Origin of the sequence: Pedobacter mendelii (assembly GCF_014635725.1) — a bacterium.
In the GTDB taxonomy this organism is placed as follows: Bacteria; Bacteroidota; Bacteroidia; order Sphingobacteriales; family Sphingobacteriaceae; genus Pedobacter; species Pedobacter mendelii.
In genome coordinates this window covers 91,263-112,309 of record NZ_BMDJ01000009.1, presented here as the reverse complement: position 1 = coordinate 112,309, position 21,047 = coordinate 91,263, and the positions used below count along the sequence as shown (strand labels likewise).

19 protein-coding genes are annotated in these 21,047 nt (G+C 34.1%); 12 read left to right on the top strand and 7 right to left on the bottom strand.

Features of this window, described 5'->3' with window-relative positions; translation table 11 throughout:
* The first annotated feature begins 39 nt into the window (after positions 1-39).
* From IEV50_RS14965 to IEV50_RS14945, 5 genes are all read left to right on the top strand, one after another.
* Positions 40-822: an SDR family oxidoreductase gene (locus IEV50_RS14965; RefSeq protein WP_188415830.1), complete on the top strand. Its 783-nt coding sequence runs from the start codon at positions 40-42 to the stop codon at positions 820-822.
* 308 nt (positions 823-1,130) lie between these two features.
* Positions 1,131-1,682 carry a fasciclin domain-containing protein gene (locus IEV50_RS14960; RefSeq protein WP_188415828.1) on the top strand — a complete coding sequence of 184 codons (552 nt, stop codon included), beginning with the start codon at positions 1,131-1,133 and terminating at the stop codon, positions 1,680-1,682.
* A 218-nt stretch (positions 1,683-1,900) separates the two neighbouring features.
* A complete protein-coding gene (locus IEV50_RS14955) occupies positions 1,901-2,692 on the top strand; it encodes a DUF3050 domain-containing protein (RefSeq protein WP_188415826.1) in 792 nt (263 codons plus the stop codon).
* 211 nt (positions 2,693-2,903) lie between these two features.
* Positions 2,904-3,782: a cupin-like domain-containing protein gene (locus tag IEV50_RS14950; protein ID WP_188415824.1), complete on the top strand. Its 879-nt coding sequence runs from the start codon at positions 2,904-2,906 to the stop codon at positions 3,780-3,782.
* Between the two features lie 153 nt (positions 3,783-3,935).
* Positions 3,936-4,550: a sugar O-acetyltransferase gene (locus IEV50_RS14945; RefSeq protein ID WP_188415823.1), complete on the top strand. Its 615-nt coding sequence runs from the start codon at positions 3,936-3,938 to the stop codon at positions 4,548-4,550.
* Between the two features lie 196 nt (positions 4,551-4,746).
* Here IEV50_RS14945 and IEV50_RS14940 read toward each other — a convergent pair whose 3' ends face one another.
* The gene (locus IEV50_RS14940; protein ID WP_188415822.1) at positions 4,747-5,172 is read right to left on the bottom strand and encodes a YybH family protein; all 426 of its coding nucleotides are present in this window, start codon (positions 5,170-5,172) and stop codon (positions 4,747-4,749) included.
* Between the two features lie 86 nt (positions 5,173-5,258).
* On the opposite strand from IEV50_RS14940, the gene IEV50_RS14935 reads away from it, so the two are divergent.
* The 5 genes from IEV50_RS14935 (at position 5,259) to IEV50_RS14915 (ending at position 11,372) form a co-directional block, all read left to right on the top strand.
* Complete coding sequence (locus IEV50_RS14935; RefSeq protein WP_188415821.1) at positions 5,259-6,140, top strand: carbohydrate kinase family protein; 882 nt, start codon at positions 5,259-5,261, stop codon at positions 6,138-6,140.
* A gap of 454 nt (positions 6,141-6,594) precedes the next feature.
* On the top strand, positions 6,595-7,692 hold the full coding sequence (locus tag IEV50_RS14930; RefSeq protein WP_188415820.1) for a vWA domain-containing protein: 1,098 nt from the start codon (positions 6,595-6,597) through the stop codon (positions 7,690-7,692).
* Positions 7,693-7,789: 97 nt separating this feature from the next.
* Positions 7,790-9,277, top strand: a complete 1,488-nt coding sequence (locus IEV50_RS14925) for a magnesium chelatase ATPase subunit I (RefSeq protein WP_188415819.1) — start codon at positions 7,790-7,792, stop codon at positions 9,275-9,277.
* A gap of 40 nt (positions 9,278-9,317) precedes the next feature.
* On the top strand, positions 9,318-10,067 hold the full coding sequence (locus tag IEV50_RS14920; protein ID WP_188415818.1) for an AAA family ATPase: 750 nt from the start codon (positions 9,318-9,320) through the stop codon (positions 10,065-10,067).
* A 60-nt stretch (positions 10,068-10,127) separates the two neighbouring features.
* A complete protein-coding gene (locus tag IEV50_RS14915; protein ID WP_188415816.1) occupies positions 10,128-11,372 on the top strand; it encodes a metallophosphoesterase in 1,245 nt (414 codons plus the stop codon).
* 103 nt (positions 11,373-11,475) lie between these two features.
* Here IEV50_RS14915 and IEV50_RS14910 read toward each other — a convergent pair whose 3' ends face one another.
* From IEV50_RS14910 to IEV50_RS14900, 3 genes are all read right to left on the bottom strand, one after another.
* A complete protein-coding gene (locus IEV50_RS14910) occupies positions 11,476-12,165 on the bottom strand; it encodes a response regulator transcription factor (protein ID WP_188415814.1) in 690 nt (229 codons plus the stop codon).
* Positions 12,166-12,244: 79 nt separating this feature from the next.
* Positions 12,245-13,918 (bottom strand): sensor histidine kinase, encoded by a 1,674-nt coding sequence (locus IEV50_RS14905; protein ID WP_188415812.1) that lies wholly within the window; start codon positions 13,916-13,918, stop codon positions 12,245-12,247.
* A gap of 3 nt (positions 13,919-13,921) precedes the next feature.
* Entirely contained in the window at positions 13,922-15,808 is a 1,887-nt protein-coding gene (locus tag IEV50_RS14900) for a S9 family peptidase (RefSeq protein WP_188415810.1), read from the bottom strand.
* A 222-nt stretch (positions 15,809-16,030) separates the two neighbouring features.
* Between IEV50_RS14900 and IEV50_RS14895 the strand changes: the two genes are divergently transcribed.
* Both IEV50_RS14895 and IEV50_RS14890 read left to right on the top strand, forming a co-directional pair.
* Positions 16,031-17,854 carry a tetratricopeptide repeat protein gene (locus IEV50_RS14895; protein WP_188415808.1) on the top strand — a complete coding sequence of 608 codons (1,824 nt, stop codon included), beginning with the start codon at positions 16,031-16,033 and terminating at the stop codon, positions 17,852-17,854.
* A 543-nt stretch (positions 17,855-18,397) separates the two neighbouring features.
* Positions 18,398-18,700: a DUF4286 family protein gene (locus IEV50_RS14890; RefSeq protein WP_188415806.1), complete on the top strand. Its 303-nt coding sequence runs from the start codon at positions 18,398-18,400 to the stop codon at positions 18,698-18,700.
* A gap of 25 nt (positions 18,701-18,725) precedes the next feature.
* On the opposite strand, the gene IEV50_RS14885 is transcribed toward IEV50_RS14890, so the two are convergent.
* Genes IEV50_RS14885 through dtd form a run of 3 tightly spaced genes read right to left on the bottom strand, consistent with a single transcriptional unit; the run spans position 18,726 to position 21,033 of the window.
* A complete protein-coding gene (locus tag IEV50_RS14885; protein WP_188415804.1) occupies positions 18,726-19,052 on the bottom strand; it encodes a nucleotide pyrophosphohydrolase in 327 nt (108 codons plus the stop codon).
* Positions 19,042-20,580 (bottom strand): ArnT family glycosyltransferase, encoded by a 1,539-nt coding sequence (locus IEV50_RS14880; protein WP_188415802.1) that lies wholly within the window; start codon positions 20,578-20,580, stop codon positions 19,042-19,044. The genes IEV50_RS14885 and IEV50_RS14880 overlap by 11 nt, the downstream gene beginning before the upstream one ends.
* Positions 20,581-21,033 (bottom strand): D-aminoacyl-tRNA deacylase, encoded by a 453-nt coding sequence (gene dtd / locus IEV50_RS14875; protein ID WP_188415800.1) that lies wholly within the window; start codon positions 21,031-21,033, stop codon positions 20,581-20,583.
* Positions 21,034-21,047: the final 14 nt, after the last annotated feature.

The window sequence follows — 21,047 nt, the reverse complement described above, 5'->3', positions numbered from 1 at the left end:
TGTCATTCAATAACTCAGTTACTTAAATAATTAAATAGTATGTCTAAAATTGTATGGATTACAGGCGCTTCTTCGGGCATTGGAGAAGCCTTGGTTTACGAATATTTCAAAGCCGGAGGTAAGTTAATCATCTCAGGCCGTAACCGTGATGAACTATTTCGTGTTAAAGGCAATTGCCAGAATTCATTTAACATACATGTTTTGCCCTTCGATTTAAGCGAAACAGATACACTTCAATATAAAGCTATAGATGCAATTAAGATTTTTGGTAAGATTGATTTGCTAATTAACTGCGGCGGAATTAGTCAACGAGGATTGGCTTTAGAAACTGATTTAAAAACAGAGCAAAAAATTATGGACACCAATTTTTGGGGAACCGTGGTTTTAAGTAAAGCTGTTTTGCCTTTAATGATAAAAAACGGTGGTGGACATATTGTTTTGATTAGCAGTTTAGTTGGAAAATTTGGGACGAAATTACGCTCAGCTTATTCCGCATCTAAACATGCACTTCACGGTTATTTCGATTCTTTACGTTCTGAAACGTATGATAAAAATATTGATATTTCAATTGTTTGTCCTGGTTTTATAAAAACAAAAGTTTCTGTAAATGCTTTAACGGCTAACGGTAATAGTCAAGGAGTAATGGATGATGCCCAGGCTAATGGCATGAGTGCCGAAGAATGCGCAAAGCAAATTGTTGCAGCAGTAAAAGCCAAAAAAGAAGAGGTTTACATTGGTGGGAAAGAAACTAAAGCGATATTCTTAAAACGATTTTTCCCAGCTTATTTCTCGAAAAAAGTGAGAGCTGCCAATGTTACTTAAATAATGCACAAACTTTTTATATGCAGCTGATATCGAAAGTTAGTGTTTTGAACAAGCTTATTTATTTAAACCGTATTGCAGCGATATACTTTTTTGGTGCATAAACGTGCCTTAATAGTAGTGCATTGCCAAAAAAGATTTAGCGAAAAGACGGACTAGTTTATCCGAAGAATTACCACAGTATCTTTTCAAAAAATTTTAAGAGCCTCATTATTAATTAATTATAAATTTTTATTCTTTGTAAAAATCCAAGTAGCTGTTACTCGTCGTAAATGAGTGCAAATAACAGAACTTAAAAATTAGAAATAATGAAAAAATTAATCTTATCAGCAATTGCCGTTGTTACTATGGCATTTACAAGTCAAGTTTACGCTCAAAAAAACCCAATGGTTGGTGGTGCAGAAATGTATGCAACTAAAGACATTGTTGACAATGCAGTAAATTCAAAAGACCACACTACACTAGTTGCAGCAGTTAAAGCAGCAGAATTGGTAGAAACTTTAAAAAGTGCTGGTCCGTTCACAGTATTCGCACCTACAAACGAAGCTTTTGCAAAATTACCTGCAGGAACTGTTGAAACATTAGTAAAACCAGAAAATAAAGCAACTTTAACAAAAATTTTAACTTATCACGTTGTTGCTGGTAAAATGGATAGCAAAGCAATTGCTAAAGCAATTAAAGCTGGAGGTGGTAAAGCAGAACTTACAACTGTAGAAGGTGAAAAACTTACTGCTCAAATGATGGGTAAAAAATTAATGTTAACTGATGCAAAAGGTGGAATGAGTACAGTAACCATTGCAGATGTTAATCAAAAAAATGGTGTTATCCATGTAGTGGATACTGTTTTAATGCCAAAATAATATTCACATCCCAATTTACATAAAAACGTTTCTGCTCTGCAGAAGCGTTTTTTTTATTGTCAATAATTAATCAGTTGAATATTTATTTGTCAGCTGTTTTTCAGGTTTTAGATTTTGTAGTAATTGGTGCTAATAACTAATTAATTTTGGCAAGAGAAACAGAATGAGAGTAATAACTTCCTTTAATTCAATAAATAAAACTTAATAACTAGGATAAGATGCATCCCAAAATTATAAAAATTCAAGAAAATATTGAGCCATTAAGGCAGCAGATTATTAACCATAAAGTATATGCAGAAATTAGTGAATTGGAGGATTTGCAAATTTTCATGGAACACCATATTTATGCTGTGTGGGATTTTATGTCGCTACTAAAATCGCTCCAGATAAATTTAACCTGTACAACCTTGCCTTGGTTTCCTGTTGGCGATGCTGTAACCAGACAATTAATTAACGAAATTGTAGCCGGAGAAGAAAGTGATTTTGATGCGAAAGGAGATATTAAAAGTCATTTCGAATTATATTTAGATGCAATGCAACAATGTGGAGCTAATATTGCACCAATTAATAATTTTTTAGTTTCTATAAATAATGGCAGAGATTTCGACATGGCTTTTGAATTGGCTTTGGTGCCAGAAGCAGCAAGAAATTTCGTTCGTTCAACTTTTGAGACTATTAATAGTAGAAAAAGCCATCTCCAGGCAGCTAGTTTTACATTTGGCCGAGAGGATTTAATTCCGAACATGTTCTTTAGTATGGTTAATGATTTAAATAGTACTCAACCAGAAAAGGTTTCCATTTTTAAATATTATTTAGAACGCCACATTGAAGTAGACGGCGATCATCATAGTCATTTGGCTTTATCAATGACAGAAAAGCTTTGCCAAAAAGATGAAACCTTTTGGGCAGAGGCTGAAGAAACAACAAAAAATGCCTTACAAAAACGCATCGATTTATGGGATGCAGCTTATACTGAAATTGTTGGAAGAAAAGTTTTAGCTGAAGGTTAATTATTGAAATTTATAATTGTAGAAGCGATTAAATTGCTGGTTTATTAATAACCAACAAACTAATGATAATTACAAACTAAAAACTTTTAATTGTTAACTTAATAAAAATTCAGAATTAAATAATTTGCGTCACATTTCTTTAAAGCTATCCAATTTGTAAAATAAAATTTACACATTTGCTTTTCGGCAACAAATAACCAATTTTAAAAGCATGAGTTTCATTTTAAAACCTGTAGACATCGTCGAGAATATCACTCCAGAAGATTTCAAGAAAAAATACCTGAAAACTAAAAAACCATTAGTTATTCGGGGCTTAACAAAAGATTGGCCTGCTAGAGAAAAATGGACAACGGGATATTTAAAGGAAATTGGTGGCGATTTAGAAGTTCCACTATACGATAACTCTAAAGCAGACCCATCAAAACCAATAAATGCTGCTACGGCACATATGAAGTTTGGTGATTACCTTGATTTAATTAAACGCGAACCTACTGAATTGAGGATTTTCTTCTTCAATTTATTTAAAAAAGTGCCAAGTTTAATTAACGATATTAAGATACCGAAAGATTTAATGGGCGGCTTTATAGAAAGCATGCCAGCAATGTTTTTTGGCGGCTCTAATTCGGTAACATTTTTACATTACGATATCGACTTACCTCATATTTTCCATACTCATTTTGGCGGCAGAAAACACATTGTTCTATTTGACAATAAATGGAAAGATAGGCTTTATTGCTTACCCAATGCAACTTATGCTTTAGAAGATTATGATGTTGCCAATCCTGATTTTAAAAAATTCCCTGCCCTTAATGGTATTGAAGGTTACGAAGTTTTCTTAGAACATGGCGATACTTTATTTATGCCAACAGGAATGTGGCATTGGATGAAATATTTAGACGGCTCATTTTCATTAAGCTTACGTGCCTGGGATCAGTCAATTTCCAGAAAAGTTGCTAGCGTATGGAGTTTATTTACCCACGGCGCCATTGATAGTTTAATCAAAATGACTTTCAAAGAGAAATATGCCAATTGGAGAGAAAAAAAAGCAGTTAAAATTGCTGAAAACGCATTAGCAAAGGGAAGACCGTAATCTATTTTTACATATAATAAAAACGGGGCATCGATAACGGTAGCCCCGTTTTTGTTTTTAGCTGATGGTTGATTCGCCATTATGAAATAACCTTTAAAATAATAGATAGAGTTTCATAATCTTTTATAAATTCGGTAATTATTAACGCATTATATGGAACCTATTATACTTACAGAAAAGCAAAAAATGCTTGCGGGAAAAGCTTATCAAGCTGGCGATGCAGAACTATCAAAAGAGCGATTAAAAGCCCGTGAGGTAATTTTTGAATTTAATAATCTGGCTCCAAAATTTATTAAACAGCGAAAAGAATTATTAAAAAGATTATTCGGGAAAACCGAAAAGATGTTTTATATAGAACCTCCATTTCGTTGCGATTACGGGTATAACATTGAGATAGGAGATAATTTTTACGCCAACTTTAATCTGGTTATTTTAGATTGCGCTAAAGTCAGCATTGGCAATAGTGTGTTTATTGCACCTAATGTGGCAATCTACACCGCTGGTCACCCAATACACGCACACCTTCGCGACCAGGAACACGAGTGGGCACAAGAAATTACCATCGGCAATAGTGTTTGGATTGGTGGGAATGTAGTTATCAATCCAGGCGTAAAAATTGGTTCAAATGTGGTTATTGGCTCGGGAAGTGTAGTAACAAGAGATGTTCCGGATAATGTTTTTGCAGCCGGAAACCCTTGCCGAATAATTCGCACGATTACTGATGAGGATAAAGATTTTTACTATAAGGATTTTAAGTTGGGAGAGTAGCTACCGGATAGTCATCTTTGAGTTTTTTTAACGGCTAACATAGTATTCGAATAAGCCCTTTATATTTATCTCAATAGTTAGTGTTCACTGGAACAAAGATTGATTCCCGAAGAGGAACCTCAGCTGCACAGATGTTGTAAACATATAGATTAATATTCTTCCCTCACACATTTCCCGCCTTACATTCACATCTATTTTAGCTCGAATGGTCTACGAAAATCTTCCACTCGCCTTTAATCTTTTTAAAAAGCAAAGTAAAATAACCTTGAGGCTCATCTTTCTCACGCTTTAGATGCCAGCTTCCTAAAACGAATGCCACATCTTTATTAAAAAAATCAACTTTTTTAATTCCAAAAGTTAATGTACCCATCCCTGCTTTACCAGGATAACTTTTTTTATAATTATCTAAAGTTTTCTGCCAGCCATAGGTTGGACCACTTTTACCCACAAAAAGCAAGCTATCACTTTTTACATAACCTTGCATAAAAGCTTCTAAATCACCATTATTCCAGTTTTGGCGTTGTTTCTCCAACACATTCAAAATGGCTTGCTTGTTATTAGCAGTTTGTGCAAACGTTCCTAATGAAACTAACATGATAGCAGCAATTAAAATTCTTTTCATAATTTTTTGGTCTTATTGTAAAGATATAAAACAAATTATTCCGTTGCACAGTTTAAAATTGTTTCTTTACAGTTCTAATATTACTTATGCAAAATAAAGTTATCACAATTGGGGAAATACTATGGGATGTATTTCCAGAAGGTAAAAAAGCAGGCGGTTCAAGTATGAATGTTGCATTAAATCTTCATAAACAAAACATAGAAAGCAATTTCATTAGTGCTGTCGGAAATGATGATAATGGCAAAGAACTATTAAATTTTCTTGCTGCAAGCCATTTTCCTACGAATCTAATTCAGGTAAATAACGAATTACCAACCAGCACAGTTGTGGTGCAATTGGATGAAAAGCATCAGGCAACCTATACCATAAAACAACCTGTTGCCTGGGATGATACTAAAGTAACTGATGAAAATTTAGAAGCGGTAAAGCAAGCTGATGCTTTTGTTTATTGCAGTTTAACTTGTAGAGATGAAAAATCTAGAAAAACCATCTTTTCCCTTTTAGAGAATGCTAAAATTAAAATATTTGACATCAATCTTAGAGCACCATTTTACGAAAAAGAGTTAATTTATTCACTTTTAAAACAAGCCGATATTTTAAAAATTAATGAAGATGAAATTGTTTGGGTAAGGGAATCATTTGGTTTAACAGGTAATACCGATGAACAGATTTTAAAACAACTTTCTACTCAATTTAACATCGAAATTATTTGCTTAACACTTGGCGATAAAGGTGCTTGTGTTTTAAAAGATGGTAAGTTTTTTAAACATTCTGGCTATCAAGTTCAGGTTGTAGATACTGTTGGTGCCGGCGATGCTTTCTTAGCTACTTTTATTGCTTGTTATTTGCAGGGCTATACCATGGAAACCATTTTAGATAATGCTTGCAAGGTTGGTGCTTTTGTAGCATCTCAAGCTGGAGCAAATCCTGAATATAACAAGAAGATTTATCATATGGCGTTGAGCTAACTTCAAATTCATAGATTACTTTTTTTGGAAACACGGATTGACAAGCAAATTTAGCTCATCTTAATTGCGAGGCACGAAACAATCCTACAACTATCGCTGCCAACCAAAAGTATTAAAGTTGCTTCATGCCTCGCAATGAAGACCATATTATTTCACGTGCTTTTTTGGCATCCACCTTATTACTGTGGGGCTTCCGTTAAGGATTGTAAGGGTTCAGTACCAATTTTTCATTGGTACCGTAGCACAGCGAAGCCCTGAAAAGCCCGACCCTTGCGTAGCTTGGAGAACGCCCAAATGAGTTTTCAGTTGGGCGTTTTCCATTCTAAGCTGTTGGCCTGGGGTTTAACTTCGATATTTCAGCTTTAGTCTTTTTGCTGATAACCCAAATATGACACACCGCTTAAATTAATGCAAATCGAAACTTTTATCTTCGATAATTCGTTAATACAAGCACATGAGAGGTTTTCGTTTTTCTGATTATAAGCCTGGCGATACGCCAAAGGGTGGGTTCGATGAGTTACTAAAATTATTTAGCGAACTGCTAAATTATACTTCGGGCGATGCAGCTGAAGCGCTAAGCTGGCTGAATGAACTCGATAAACAATACAAGCTGACTAATAACGATTACGGCATTGGGAATTTTATTGACGACCTGAAAGATAAAGGCTACCTGACCGAGGATAATCAATCGGGTGAGTTTAAAATTACGGCCAAAACTGAGCAAACGATTCGTAAATCGGCGTTAGATGAAATTTTCGGAAAGCTAAAAAAATCGGGTAGAGGGAACCATAACAGTAACCAATCGGGCATTGGCGAAGAGAAAAATGCGGATAGACGCGAATATAGTTTTGGCGATAGTTTAGACCAAATCGACATGACGGCCTCTATTCAAAATGCACAGATTAACCATGGTATTGGCGATTTCACCTTAACTGACAGAGATTTAGAAGTAGAGGAAAAGGATTTTAAAACTTTGACTTCTACGGTTTTGATGATTGATATTTCACATTCCATGATTTTATATGGCGAAGATAGAATTACACCTGCCAAAAAGGTTGCAATGGCTTTAGCCGAATTAATTAAAACAAAATATCCGAAAGATACTTTGGATATTGTTGTTTTCGGCAATGACGCTTGGCCTATTAGTGTTAAGGATTTGCCTTATTTACAGGTTGGCCCATACCATACAAATACTTACGCGGGTTTAGAGTTGGCAGCAGATTTACTTCGCCGCCGTAAAACGCACAATAAACAGATTTTTATGATTACAGATGGGAAACCAACCTGTTTGAAAGAAAATGGCAAGTATTATAAAAATAGTATGGGTTTGGATAGAAAGGTAATCAACAAGACCTTAAATATGGCAGCTCAATGCAAGCGATTGAAAATACCAATTACAACATTTATGATTGCTAAGGATCCTTATTTACAACAATTCGTCCGCCAGTTTACTGAAATTAATGGAGGCAGAGCTTTTTATAGCTCGCTAAACGGATTGGGAGAATATATTTTTGAGGATTACATTAAGAATAGAAGAAAAACAGTAAAATAAGTTAAAAGTTATGGGTTGCTTGTTTAAGTGCAAATATCTTTTTATGCTCTTAAATAAACCCTGCTGACACGTAACTTACAACACGTAACAAATCAATATGCAAAATACTACATTAGGCGAATTAAAAACAACAGGATATAAATCAAGGTCTGTTAAAGAAGAACTTAGAGAAAATCTGATTAAACAACTTAAGGGTAATAAGGCAGAGTTTGAAGGTATTATTGGTTATGATGAAACGGTAATTCCAGAGTTGCAAACTGCAATTTTATCTCGTCATAACATTTTACTTTTAGGTTTACGGGGACAAGCCAAAACACGTATCGCTCGTTTAATGGTTAATTTATTGGATGAATATGTCCCTTATGTTGCTGGCAGCGAAATTTTTGATGATCCATTGAATCCGATTTCCTGGTATGCTAAAAATGAAATTGCCACTAATGGAGATGCGACAGAAATTGCCTGGCTGCACCGCAGCGAGCGTTATACCGAAAAACTGGCTACGCCAGATGTTACCGTAGCCGATTTAATTGGCGATGTTGATCCGATTAAGGCCGCCACTTTAAAATTAACTTATAATGATGAGCGTGTAATCCACTTTGGTTTAATCCCCAGAGCACACCGAAGCATCTTCGTAATTAACGAATTGCCTGATTTGCAAGCTAGAATTCAGGTTGCTTTGTTTAACATGTTGCAAGAAAAAGATATCCAAATCCGAGGTTTCAAATTGCGATTACCTCTTGATATTCAGTTTGTATTTACTGCAAATCCAGAAGATTACACCAATCGTGGCAGTATCGTAACGCCGCTGAAAGATAGAATTGAAAGTCAGATTTTAACCCACTATCCAAAAAGCATCGAAATATCCCGTAAAATTACATTTCAGGAGGCAAAACTTACTGCAGAGCAAAAAGCAAATATTGAAGCAGATGGTTTGGTAAAAGACTTAATTGAACAAATTGCATTCGAGGCTCGTAAAAGTGAATACATCGACCAAAAATCGGGTGTATCGGCAAGGCTAACCATTTCAGCATACGAAAATTTAATCAGTACTGCCGAACGTAGAATGTTAATTTCTGGAGAGAAGAATACTGTAGTTCGTTTAGCGGATTTGGCTGGCATTATTCCTGCTATAACAGGAAAAATAGAATTGGTTTATGAGGGAGAACTGGAAGGACCAGCCCACGTAGCTACAACCTTAATTGGCAAAGCAGTTAAAACCTTATTCGCTCGTTATTTCCCAGACCCTGAGAAAGCGAAGAAATCGAAAACGGCTAATCCTTATACTGAAATTACCGAATGGTTTACAGAGGGGAATAATTTAGATGTTACCGATACCTTGACAAATTCGCAATATAAAAAAGCGTTGATGTCTGTTCCTAGTCTTTATGAATTGGTTAAGAAATTCCACCCAAAATTAAGCGAAAACCAAACTTTGCTGTTAATGGAATTCGTTTTACATGGCCTGGCTGAATATTCTCAACTGAGTAAAAACTTCTTAAATGGCGGTTTCGGATTTACTGATATGTTCGGCAGTTTATTTAACGCTGAATTTGATGAGGAAGAAGATGAAGACGATTTTAGATAGAACTGAATGAAAAAATTAGTGAATCAGGGATTAAATTAGAATGGAGTTTAAAGGATATCTTTTATCTTTGAGATTGAATCAGGAGAACCTTCCTGATAGATATCCATTTAACATTCCTTGTTTAAAATCATTTAAGGAACTGGCATTTCATCCAAATGTCACTTTCTTTACAGGCGAAAACGGCGTTGGAAAATCCACATTGATAGAAGCTCTTGCAGTAAGTTTGGGTTTCAATGCCGAGGGCGGAAGTAAAAATTTCAATTTTTCCAGTAAGGCGACACACTCAGAGTTACATAACTATTTAACCATTAGCAAAAGTTTCAGAAAACCTAAAGATGGTTTTTTCTTAAGGGGTGAAAGTTTTTATAATGTTGCAAGTGAGATTGATAAACTTGATAAAGAACCTGGCGGACAAATAAAAATTATAGAATCATACGGCGGTGTTTCCTTACACGCACAATCTCACGGGCAATCATTTTGGGCGTTATTTATGAATCGATTTAGTGGAAATGGGATTTACATTTTAGATGAACCTGAATCGGCACTTTCAGCTACAAGGCAAATTGCCATGTTGTCAAAAATTAATAACTTGGTTGATAAAAATGCGCAATTCATCATTACAACGCATTCCCCTATTCTCTTAGCTTATCCAAATGCGTCTATTTACGAAATGGCTGATGCTAAAATTACTAAAGTAAAATATGAGGAATCTGAAATTTACAGGGTTTACAAATCTTTTTTAGATAACCCTAAACGAATTTTAGATAATTTATTTACTTCAAATACTTAATTTAGGCGAGTTATAAAAACCTGCTTTATTTTTTTAATTTAACTCGAATAACCCGATTTTATGGGAAGATTACCATTCATTATTGCCGCCTGCATATTCATTATTGCCTTTGATATTTATTGCTTCAAGGCAATTATCGCTGTATTTAAAAACTGGAAACCTAAAACTAAAAAAATCTTTGGTGTTTTATATTGGTTATTTAGTATTCTATTAATCATTGGGGTTTTTGCGGGAATTTATTTAAATCTTTTTCTCACTTTAAGAGCCATTATATTAGTCGCATTCTTTTTAACTGTTGCCTGTAAAATGGCGATGCTACCTTTCCTAATTTTAGATGATTTGCGAAGATTGTTGATCAAAATTTTCAGAAAAAAACAAGTTATAAAAGACCAACCAGTTAGAGAAGCTGAGCCAATTTCTCGATCAGAATTTTTAGTTAAGGCAGGTTTGGTTGCTGCGGCTGTCCCCTTAACTTCTTTAAGTTGGGGTATAATTTCTGGTGCTTACGATTACCAGATTAGAAGAGTTAATCTAATTCTTCCTAATCTTCCAAAAGCCTTTGATGGAATAACAATGGGTCAAATTTCTGATATACATTCTGGTAGTTTTTATAATAAAACTGCGGTAAAAGGTGGTGTTGATATGCTTTTAGCGGAAAAACCTGACTTTGTTTTCTTCACTGGCGATTTAGTTAACAATTTAACAAATGAGGTAAGGGAATATCAGGATATTTTCGCAAAAGTTAAAGCTCCGCTTGGTGTTTATTCTACTTTAGGAAATCATGATTATGGTGATTATTACTTTGGAAAAGATTCATCTCCAGCCAAAATAAAAAACCTTCAGGATATTATCGATGTACATAAGGTTATGGGTTACGATTTATTAATGAACCAAAACCGAAGATTAAAGGTTGATGGTGAGGAAATAGGGATTTTAGGCATCGAAAACTGGGGAATGGGTCGTTTTCCAAAATACGGAAAAATGGAGCTGGCTGTTCAAAATACAGATGATTTACCGGTTAAGCTTTTGTTGAGTCACGACCCGTCTCATTGGCGTGGCGAAGTTTTACAGAAATATCCCCAAATTGATGCCATGTTCAGCGGGCATACACATGGAATGCAGTTTGGTGTTCGTTTAAAAGAAAACCAATGGAGTCCAGTACAATATATTTACAAAGAATGGGCAGGATTATACCGTGAGCAGAAACAGCAACTTTATGTTAATGTAGGATATGGTTTCTTAGGTTACCCTGGGAGGGTTGGTGTTTTACCAGAGATAACGATTTTTACCCTTAAAAGCACTTAATTAGACATCAAAGAACTTTGAATGAGTGAATTTTTGACCTTTTAACATAAATTCTCTCATTCAATCATTCTCTCATTCAATCAATCTCTCATTCAATCAATATTTATCCTGCGTTGAAGCGATATCCAACACCACGAACAGTTTGCAACAATTGTGGGTTATCCGGATTTAATTCAATTTTTTTACGTAAGCGCACGATGTGCATATCTAGTGTACGTGTATTTACATCAGAGTTGTAGCCCCAAACCACAAGCATTAATTCATCTCTATTAATTACTTTACCAGGATTACGCAAGAAATAAAGTAGAATACGGTTCTCTAATATTGTAAGCTCAATTTTTTTACCATCTCTAAATAAAGTATGGATATTTGGATGGTGTTCCATATTACCGAAACGATGAATTTCAGCCATATCTTTATTTACAATGAACTTCACTTTACTTTCAAGCATGGCCACCAAAACATCCATATTAAATGGCTTTGTGATATAGTCAGATGCACCGAAATTGTAAGCATCAATTTTATCTACATCCTGTGCCTTCGCAGTCATCATGATAATTAAATTCTCGAAACCCTGTTTGCGAACACTCTCACATACTTCGGCACCTTGTTTTTCCGGCATCATCCAATCCAATAAAACAATATCAGGTTGGTCGGCCAAAATCATTCTTTCGCCCGCTTCCCCATCGTTAGCTTCAAGCACATTATAGCCTTCAGCTTTTAAACGATGTGCTACCAAAAAGCGAAGATTTTCATCATCCTCAACAATTAATATTTTTACTTCTTTAGACATTTGTGTGTTGTTAGGTTATAAAGTTAAAAGGTTGCAGAGTTTTACCATTGAAAAGCAACATTTCAATTTTTTAAATATTTCAATTTTTAATATTATAAGGCAGTACAACCTTAAACTCTGTACCCATTCCTATTTTGCTTTTTACAGTAATTTCGCCCTGCATAAAGTTAACCAGTTCTTTGCAGAATGCCAAACCCAAGCCCACACTTCCCATTTGATTATATTCATTCTGTATTCTAAAAAACTTTTTAAATATATTATTTAATTCTGAAGAAGGAATGCCAATTCCTTTATCTGCAAAGCGAAAAACCAAAACACCTTTTATCAGCTTAGCGCTTACATTTAATTTCTTATTTCCCGGGTTCGAATACTTGTAGGCATTCTCAGCAAGATTATCAAATAAACTACCCAATAAAACCGGGTCGGTTATAAAAGTTTTAAAGCCAACAACTTCATAAGTCATTATAAAATCTGGGTGTTTAAGCGTATGCGATTCAATTGTGCTTTCAATAAAATCTTCGATATTAACCTCTTCCTGATTAAGTATGATTGCTTTATTTTCAATTTGGGTAAAAGCAAGTAATTTGTTCATCAATCCGTTTAATTTATCAGCCTCTTCATCCAATATTTTGCCGTAAAGTTGCTGCTCTTTTTGAGTTAATGCTGTTGCACTTTTAATGTTGTTTCCGGCGATTTTTATTACGCTTACAGGCGTTTTAAATTCATGAGTTAAATTATTAACGAAATCATACTGGAGCTTAAACATTTTACTGTTTATGTTTAAGTTACGATAAATTAAAAACGCAACCAGTAAAAGTACTCCATAGACTAATAAAAGTACTAAAGCAATCGGCATGAAATAAATAAATATCTCTTTCTTTATATAAGATTTTGAAGATGTAAAATAAAGTTTAAAGTCTGAAAATGCACCAGGTAGCGCAATTTCGGTCGTAATATTTTCATCAGATGTATCAATCGGATCGTAAGTTAAAGGTTCAACGCGTATAATTTGATACAGCAGTGGCCGTGTATTGATTATTTTTATTTTTTTCGGGTCGAGATCAAAGACAAGTATATCCTGCTGATAAACCGGAGCAGGATTTAGTTTACTTTGCAGCATCTCTTTATAAACTTTTAAATCTTCTCGCCTTGGAATATTTAGATAGGTAATTTTGTTAGAAAGAACTACAGAAAAATTGGTAAATAACTCTTCTTGAGTAGGCACGGAGGCTGTATCGATTTGATCAATAAAACGTACTAACTTAAGCGCCATACTGTTAAAATCATCATCAATTCTAAATGACCGACTATATTGTTCGGAAAATAATTTCACAGAATCGGGATTAACTTTTTTACCGAATTGAAATATTGATTTTGGACCGATGGAAAGATGACCGACATTAACGCCATCTCTAACAGGAACGTTTTTAACTTCCGAATCGTAGAACATCACTTTATCTACGAATGGAAACTTATGCACAACCGTATCGACAAACTTTGATGCCGTTGCCGAATCTAAAAACCCATTGTAGTAAGATACCTCGGGCATTTTATTTTGAAAAAATTCATTATACGGCTTTATACTTTCTTCTAAAACATTAACCTTTTCTGATACAAACTCATTTTCTATTGACTTTTTACTATAATTAAATGCCAGAAATAAAGAAAGTATAAATAATATAGAAATGAGTGCAATAAACGTAACACTCAAAGAAAAATTTTTTCGATAGCCACTCTTTTTATCCAGAGCCATAACCTACCTTTGTTTAAGATTTTCTTGCAGAAAACCTTCAAGTGCTTTGTACAGAGCTGTTCGTCCTTGCTGGCGCAGCACAGGGTTAGAACCTTCCTCTTTTTCGATATAAGTTACAGGCACATTCCGCTTTTTAAGTTCTTTTACAAACTGAACACCCTGCGCAACATTTACACGAGGATCTTTTGGATTTTGTGCTATAAAAACTGGTGCTTTAAATCTATCTGCATGAAAAACTGGCGATGCAAAACGGGTATAATCTGTATCAGTTTCCGGATTTCCAAAAATCTCATAATACATCTGTAAATTCGATTTTAGAAATGGAGGTATTGTTGTAAGATAACTAAACAAGCTAATTACGCCTGAATTAGATCCGCCACAAGCATAAATATCGGGATTTTTATATAAACAATTCAATGCTACAAAGCCACCTAAACCATTACCATAAATCGCAATTTTTTTAGGATTAGCAATTTTTTCTTTAATTAACCATTTAACGCCGTCGTTAACATCTTCCTGTATTTTATCGCTCCATTGTTTAAAGCCTGCGGCATAAAAAGATTTACCATAACCTGTTGAACCACGATAATTTACTTGCAAAACAGCATAACCCCTATTGGCAAAAAATTGCACATCGGCATTATAACCCCAGATATTACGCCCACCCGGACCGCTATGAGGCAGAACAACTAGAGGTAGATTTGTTGCGTTTTTACCCTTCGGTAATGTCAAATACCCATTAATCGTTAACCCATCGCTACTTTTATAGCTAATGGGTTTCATTTCGCTCATATCCTTTTCATTAATAGAAGGATTTATGTCTGCAAGTTTTTTTAGTTTATTCTGTCCGGCAATATATAAATAATAAGAACCAGGATTTCTATCAGTATATGTTCTAACAACAAATGTATTGTCGCCCTTGTCTTTATCCATAATACGCCATTCAGTACCAGGTAAGAGTTTATCTATTTGAGCATACTTTACCTTTGTACTATCATCAAGATAGAATTTTTCTTTCTTCCAGGTTTCGCAGGTTACAAAAATCATCTTCTTTTTAGCCTTCGAATATTTAGCATCTACAACATTTAAAGTATCGTTACCAAAAAGTACTTTCTTCTCTCTGCCGGTTTTTAAATCTAAAGCAACCAATGCATTTTTATCACGATTTACATTAGATATAGCAAAAAGCACATCTTTTTCATTTTCTGCAAATGCAACCGGCTGAAGCGTTGTTTCAAAATTATTGGTAATAACCGGTTTAAAAGGTAAAGTTTCATTCTCCCGGTATAGTAAAGTTTCATTAACTCCATCGCTTGCCACCGCAATTTTCAAAATACCCTTGTTATCAGTAACCCATTCTGTAACGTTACCAGGGTTTTTTGCAGCAATATCCATTTTACCTGTACGAACATTTAGGCGATAAACATCAAAAACTGTAGAATCACGTTTGTTAGAAGCTAAAATTATGTATTTGTCATCAATCAGCTGGTCTTCAATAACCCTAACTTTTGTTTTTTCGTTAGAGCTCAACTGCTTTCGCCTGCTCCCATCTTTACTTACAACGAATAAATCCGATTTCCGCTCTTTTGATTCATCTTCAGTATAATAAATCAATTCATTATTACTTGTCCAAAAGTAAAAGCTGATACTTTTTTCATCCAAATGAGTAAGCTGCTTTACGCTACCAGTTTCAATATCTTCAATAAATAAATCTAGTTTTTTATCTTGTAACTTTAGGTAAGAAAGACTCTTCCCATCTGGAGATACATGATAATACGCCTTATCCTGCGTTCTAAAAAAATTATCTACTGGTATAATTTTCTCCTCCTTGGTACCTTTGCAAGCCCAAATAAAAGCAACTAAAGCCAATAAAATAATATTCTTTAACATATATAATTTCCTTACTGGACAACAAAAATATAATAACATAGCAGCTTAAATGCGAAATACAGTAACAATGTTACTTACCTTATCAAATATAGGTTGGTTCCAATTTAGTATTTAAAATAAACACATAAAATACAAGTAACATTTAAAATACGTTTTATACATTTAAAGGATTTAAATAAAGATGTATTAAAATGTTAAATTTAAATCTTATAATTTAGGATTATGAAACGTGTTATTTTCATCATCATTTTATTTTTCTGTTACTCGGCAAAGGCTCAAAATTTTCGCCAGAACAGGCAGGTTGTACCTGATGAAAGTTCTTTAGCCATACAATATTATCAGGAAGGCGATTACGATAAAGCGGCAGTTATTTTCGAGAAACTATTTTCGAGCCCTAATAACGAAGGCTATTTCGATATTTATTTCAATACACTACTAAAATTAAAGAAGTATGATGTTGCTGAAAAAATTGTAAGAAAACAAATCAGGCAATCTCCTCAATCGGAAATATATTCTATTGCTTTAGGTAAACTTTATCAAGAAAAAGGAGATCCAAACGCCGCAAATAAAATCTTTACAGACGTTATTAGCAAGCTTCCCAAAGATGAATTTAAAATCAGGATGCTTGCCAATAGTTTTTATCGTTTTGAAAATTATGAATATGCGATTCAAACTTTTAAACAGGGTCGTAAATTAATGAATGATGATAAAGCGTTTACTTTCGAATTGCTGAATATTTATAAGTTTAAAAAAGACAAACTTATGCTAATGCAGGAATATCTTGATATTCTGCCAAGCACTCCACAATTACTACCACAAGCAGAAGCTGTGCTTGCAATACTTTTTGAAGATAAGACAGATTATCAAGCCTTTCAGGCAGGTATTTTAAAAAAAATTCAAAAAGAACCTGATGTTGAAATCTATATACAACTTTTAACATGGAATTACATTCAGCAACAGGATTACGATATGGCCCTGCGACAATTAATTGCATTTGACAAAAGAACCAAAGCAGATGGCGGCACATTATTTAATGCCATATATACATTTGTTGATAACAGTGCGTACGAAACAGCGATAAAGGCTTACGAATATCTGTTAACTAAGGGAAAAGAAAATCAATATTACTTGCCTTCAAAAATTGAGATGCTTAATACAAAGTATAGCATCCAAACCAAAGGAAAATATAATATACATGATCTGGAATTATTGGCAAAAGATTATCAAACTTTGATTGATGAAAGTGGTAAAAACAAAAACACGCTATTTGCAATAAAAAAATTAGCAACGCTTCAGTCATATTATTTAAATGAACCTGCCAAAGCCGAAATAGCATTGGAAGATGCCATTAAAATTCCTGGAATAAATGCATTGGAAATTGGTCAGCTAAAATTGGATTTAGGTGATATTTACATACTAACAAATCAACCTTGGGAAGCATTTTTAGTTTACGAACAGGTTAGCAAGCAATTTGAAGGACAGGCAATAGGCAATGAAGCTCGGTACAGGAGTGCAAAACTATCTTTTTATCAGGGTAACTTTGATTACAGTAATGGCCAGTGTTTGGTTTTAAAAGCAGCAACCTCGCAGCTTATTGCAAATGATGCCTTGAATTTAAGCCTATTAATTTCTGATAACATTCAAACACCAACAGACAGCAGCGCATTGAAAATATATGCCGATGCGGAAATGCTTGTTTTCATGAATTTGACAGCTCAGGCTGTAAAAAAACTAGATAGCATATCACTAAAATATCCGCAAAACAGTTTAGCAGATGCAATTTTAATGAGCAAAGCCAGGATTTTAATAAAATCTGAAGATTTTGAACAAGCTGCTGTGATATTAAAAAAATTAACAGATGATTTTAAAGATGGCATTTGGACAGATGATGCTTTATTTACCCTTGCCGATTTATATGAGAAAAAACTTAACAATATTGCCGAAGCAAAAATATATTTCCAAAGATTGATTACTGATTATCCAGGCAGTATGTTTAGTGCTGAGGCAAGAAAAAGGTTTAGAAATTTACGTGGAGATGGTGTTTAACTCTCAGTTTCTTTTTTCTTTTTATTTTGTCGGTAAGTAGTTTCAGTGGACAGACCAAGCTCTACTAGAAATGCGTAAAAAGCCGAATTAAATACAAGCCCGAAAAAGTACAACCAAAGGTGCGCTCCTAAAAAATTAAATAGAAATGTATGAGTAGGAAATTGGAAAAAGGAATACAAATCTGCAAGTGTTCGCAGGAATAAATTGCTTGCAAAAACATGTCTGTCTTCTGATGCAAATGCAAAAAAACATACCATTGTTAAAAAAGCAATAATAATAAAGGCCTTAAAAAATCTATAGATACGAAAATGTTTCATTGAGGGGTAAAAAGATAAATACTGCTTAAACCCCTAAGTTCGAAAAATTTATGATTATCTAAACAATAAAAAGCTTTTTAGACACGATTTATTTTTTACTATCCAAATATACTATGCTCCGTTCTAATTAAGCTTTATCTTTTGTTATGCAAATTTCGGTAAAGCTTATTTTTTTGTGTGCGTTATTGTTTTAAACCCATATTACCTTATTTATTATCTTTACAGCATGTTATTATATAATGTTACTTTAATTTTAGAAGATGCGGTTGCCGAAGAGTGGTTGCAATGGATGCAGGAAGTTCATATTCCTGAAGTAATGGCAACGGGCATGTTTGTATCACACAGATTATTAAAAGTTTTGGATTCGCCTAATGAGGGTGTTACATATTGTGCACAATATGTTGCAGAAACGTTAGAAAGTTACAATCAATATCAAGAAGTTTATGCACCAGCTTTACAGCAAAATTTGAATGATAAATTTAATAACCGCTTTGTAGCATACCGAACATTAATGGAGTTTGTGGGTTAGGCAACTGGTAACTTCTTGCTGAAAGCTATTTTAATTTCTCATTATTTTTATGCCTGTCTGCATCGCGGATGGTTTTCTTATGCAGATTCTTTTCTAAAGCATCAGTTAAATTAATGCCTGTTTGATTGGCTAAACAGATTAAAACAAATAGTACATCAGCCATTTCATCGGCTAGATTTACATCTTCATCACTTTTTTTAAAAGATTGCTCACCGTATTTTCTTGCCATAATTCTAGCAACCTCCCCAACTTCTTCCATTAGTATGGCAGTATTGGTTAATTCATTAAAATACCTTATTCCGGTGGTTTTAATCCATTTATCTACAGTTTCCTGCGCTTCGTTAATGGTCATGTTTTTCTTCTTCTATTTCTGATTTTAATCTACTGTTAATATCTATTTTAGCACCTTCTAACAAGAAAACCGTTGCACCTTTTTCTCTGGCATAAGGGTTTTTCAATTCACCAATCTTAGTAATTTTATCAAAAAATGGCTGTTCTTTTTTTCGCTCAGGATCTTTCTCGTTGGCTCCTCTAATCAAAATCAAATCTTTAATTGGCTTTTCAATTTTAAACCAATACAGGTAATCGGCATTGTAAGCAACTGCATTAATGTTCTTATATTTCGAGTAATAGTTAATTGCCCCAGCCTGACCGTAATTATCTGCCCGAACAATTAAAGCAGATTTATCTTTAACTTTTACATAAGCAGAATCGACAATTGCTGATAATTCCTTCCAACCTTGCATATCGGCATAATCCTGTGGTAAATCATGATCTTTTCCGTCTTCCCAGCGTAATGCACCAACGCGTTCGTATCTTTTATGGTTTGCTATAATACCTTCAGGTGCATAAACAGGCATCATGATCGGAACGATGTAAGCAAAAGAGCCAATAATAAAAATCATTAACAAGGAAGGAACCAAATACTTTTTACCCATAACCTGGCTGATATAAACGCTTCCAAAAGCTAGTAAAACAGGATATAAACCTAAAGCATAATACGATTTAGCTTTAAAATAGCTAAAAATAAATAAGGTAAAAATGAAAGTTAATATAACCCAAAGATGTTTTCTAAAGGGTTTGTAAATAGCGAAACCTAAAAAGGCTGCCAGAAGTAAAAAAACATCATTAATAAAAAAAAGAATTTGTTCTTTAAAAAAATCAGCTCGCTTTACATTTACCAACTGCGTTTCGGCAAGTTTTTTCATGTGGCTTATTACAGGGAAATTATGCGTGATTTGCCAGATAACATTTGGGGCAATAATTAACAAAGCAAGTACTGTTGCAAAATAAAAATGTTTGTTGATAAAAACGTTTCTTTTAGGCGTAAGCAAAATCGCGGGTAAGAACCCCATTACAAGAAACAGCACATTGTATTTATTTAGAAACCCAAAGGCTGTCCAAATAGCAAAATAATAAAGAAAGTGGGATTTATTATTTTCGAAATACCTTAACAGATAGTAAAACATGGCCGTCCAGGATAAAACATCAAAAGAATTTGGTTGGTAGAGAATATTAAGTCTGATGTAAACCGAACAGATAAAAGCAACAGCAACCAAACATTTTGCGTAAAAACTACCCTTTAGCCTATCTACAATTAGCCAGGCAAATACCATAGTTGCAGCGCCAAAAAAGGCAGGAAAAAACTTCACCCAGAAAATACCATTTCCAAGAAATTTGATAATTAATGAAAATAGCGATGTTAAAGGCGGAACAGAGGTAAAACCTGCTGCAAGGTGATTTGCCTGATCAAGATGTAAAAATTCATCCCTATGAAGTTCGTAAATATTGTTAACCAAAACATAGCTTAGGACAAATTTAATCAGAATAAATCCGGCTAGGGATATTAGCTCAATTAAATCAAAATTCCTGTTTTTCATTTATTCCTTATTTTTTGTGTCGATTAAAATAGTTACCGGCCCGTCGTTTAACAAACTTATTTTCATGTCAGCGCCAAAAATCCCAGTTTCAATTTTTTTCCCGAGTAGCGCCGATAATTTTTCAATCATTTTCTCATAAATTGGAATGGCAATACCTGGCCTTGCAGCTCTTGTAAAACCCGGCCGGTTTCCTTTTTTAGTTGCAGCAAATAATGTAAACTGACTGATTAAAAGAATGCTTCCTCCTACATCTGCTAAAGCTTTATTCATCAAATCATTTTCATCAGCAAATACACGCATACCTATAATTTTTTGTGCAAGCCAATCTAAATCTTCGGCTGTATCGGCATCTTCAATTCCTAAAAGAACCAAAAATCCTATTTCGATTTGTCCCGTTATATTTTTATCGACAACACAACTTGCTTGTGTAACTCTTTGTAAAACTGCACGCATTTTATACTACTTTT

Excerpts from the sequence above, each read along its gene's own strand:
- IEV50_RS14965 (WP_188415830.1), top strand. The coding sequence starts at position 40 with ATGTCTAAAATTGTATGGATTACAGGCGCTTCTTCGGGCATTGGAGAA.
- IEV50_RS14960 (WP_188415828.1), top strand. The coding sequence starts at position 1,131 with ATGAAAAAATTAATCTTATCAGCAATTGCCGTTGTTACTATGGCATTT.
- IEV50_RS14955 (WP_188415826.1), top strand. The coding sequence starts at position 1,901 with ATGCATCCCAAAATTATAAAAATTCAAGAAAATATTGAGCCATTAAGG.
- IEV50_RS14950 (WP_188415824.1), top strand. The coding sequence starts at position 2,904 with ATGAGTTTCATTTTAAAACCTGTAGACATCGTCGAGAATATCACTCCA.
- IEV50_RS14945 (WP_188415823.1), top strand. The coding sequence starts at position 3,936 with ATGGAACCTATTATACTTACAGAAAAGCAAAAAATGCTTGCGGGAAAA.
- IEV50_RS14940 (WP_188415822.1), bottom strand. The coding sequence starts at position 5,172 with ATGAAAAGAATTTTAATTGCTGCTATCATGTTAGTTTCATTAGGAACG.
- IEV50_RS14935 (WP_188415821.1), top strand. The coding sequence starts at position 5,259 with ATGCAAAATAAAGTTATCACAATTGGGGAAATACTATGGGATGTATTT.
- IEV50_RS14930 (WP_188415820.1), top strand. The coding sequence starts at position 6,595 with ATGAGAGGTTTTCGTTTTTCTGATTATAAGCCTGGCGATACGCCAAAG.
- IEV50_RS14925 (WP_188415819.1), top strand. The coding sequence starts at position 7,790 with ATGCAAAATACTACATTAGGCGAATTAAAAACAACAGGATATAAATCA.
- IEV50_RS14920 (WP_188415818.1), top strand. The coding sequence starts at position 9,318 with ATGGAGTTTAAAGGATATCTTTTATCTTTGAGATTGAATCAGGAGAAC.
- IEV50_RS14915 (WP_188415816.1), top strand. The coding sequence starts at position 10,128 with ATGGGAAGATTACCATTCATTATTGCCGCCTGCATATTCATTATTGCC.
- IEV50_RS14910 (WP_188415814.1), bottom strand. The coding sequence starts at position 12,165 with ATGTCTAAAGAAGTAAAAATATTAATTGTTGAGGATGATGAAAATCTT.
- IEV50_RS14905 (WP_188415812.1), bottom strand. The coding sequence starts at position 13,918 with ATGGCTCTGGATAAAAAGAGTGGCTATCGAAAAAATTTTTCTTTGAGT.
- IEV50_RS14900 (WP_188415810.1), bottom strand. The coding sequence starts at position 15,808 with ATGTTAAAGAATATTATTTTATTGGCTTTAGTTGCTTTTATTTGGGCT.
- IEV50_RS14895 (WP_188415808.1), top strand. The coding sequence starts at position 16,031 with ATGAAACGTGTTATTTTCATCATCATTTTATTTTTCTGTTACTCGGCA.
- IEV50_RS14890 (WP_188415806.1), top strand. The coding sequence starts at position 18,398 with ATGTTATTATATAATGTTACTTTAATTTTAGAAGATGCGGTTGCCGAA.
- IEV50_RS14885 (WP_188415804.1), bottom strand. The coding sequence starts at position 19,052 with ATGACCATTAACGAAGCGCAGGAAACTGTAGATAAATGGATTAAAACC.
- IEV50_RS14880 (WP_188415802.1), bottom strand. The coding sequence starts at position 20,580 with ATGAAAAACAGGAATTTTGATTTAATTGAGCTAATATCCCTAGCCGGA.
- dtd (WP_188415800.1), bottom strand. The coding sequence starts at position 21,033 with ATGCGTGCAGTTTTACAAAGAGTTACACAAGCAAGTTGTGTTGTCGAT.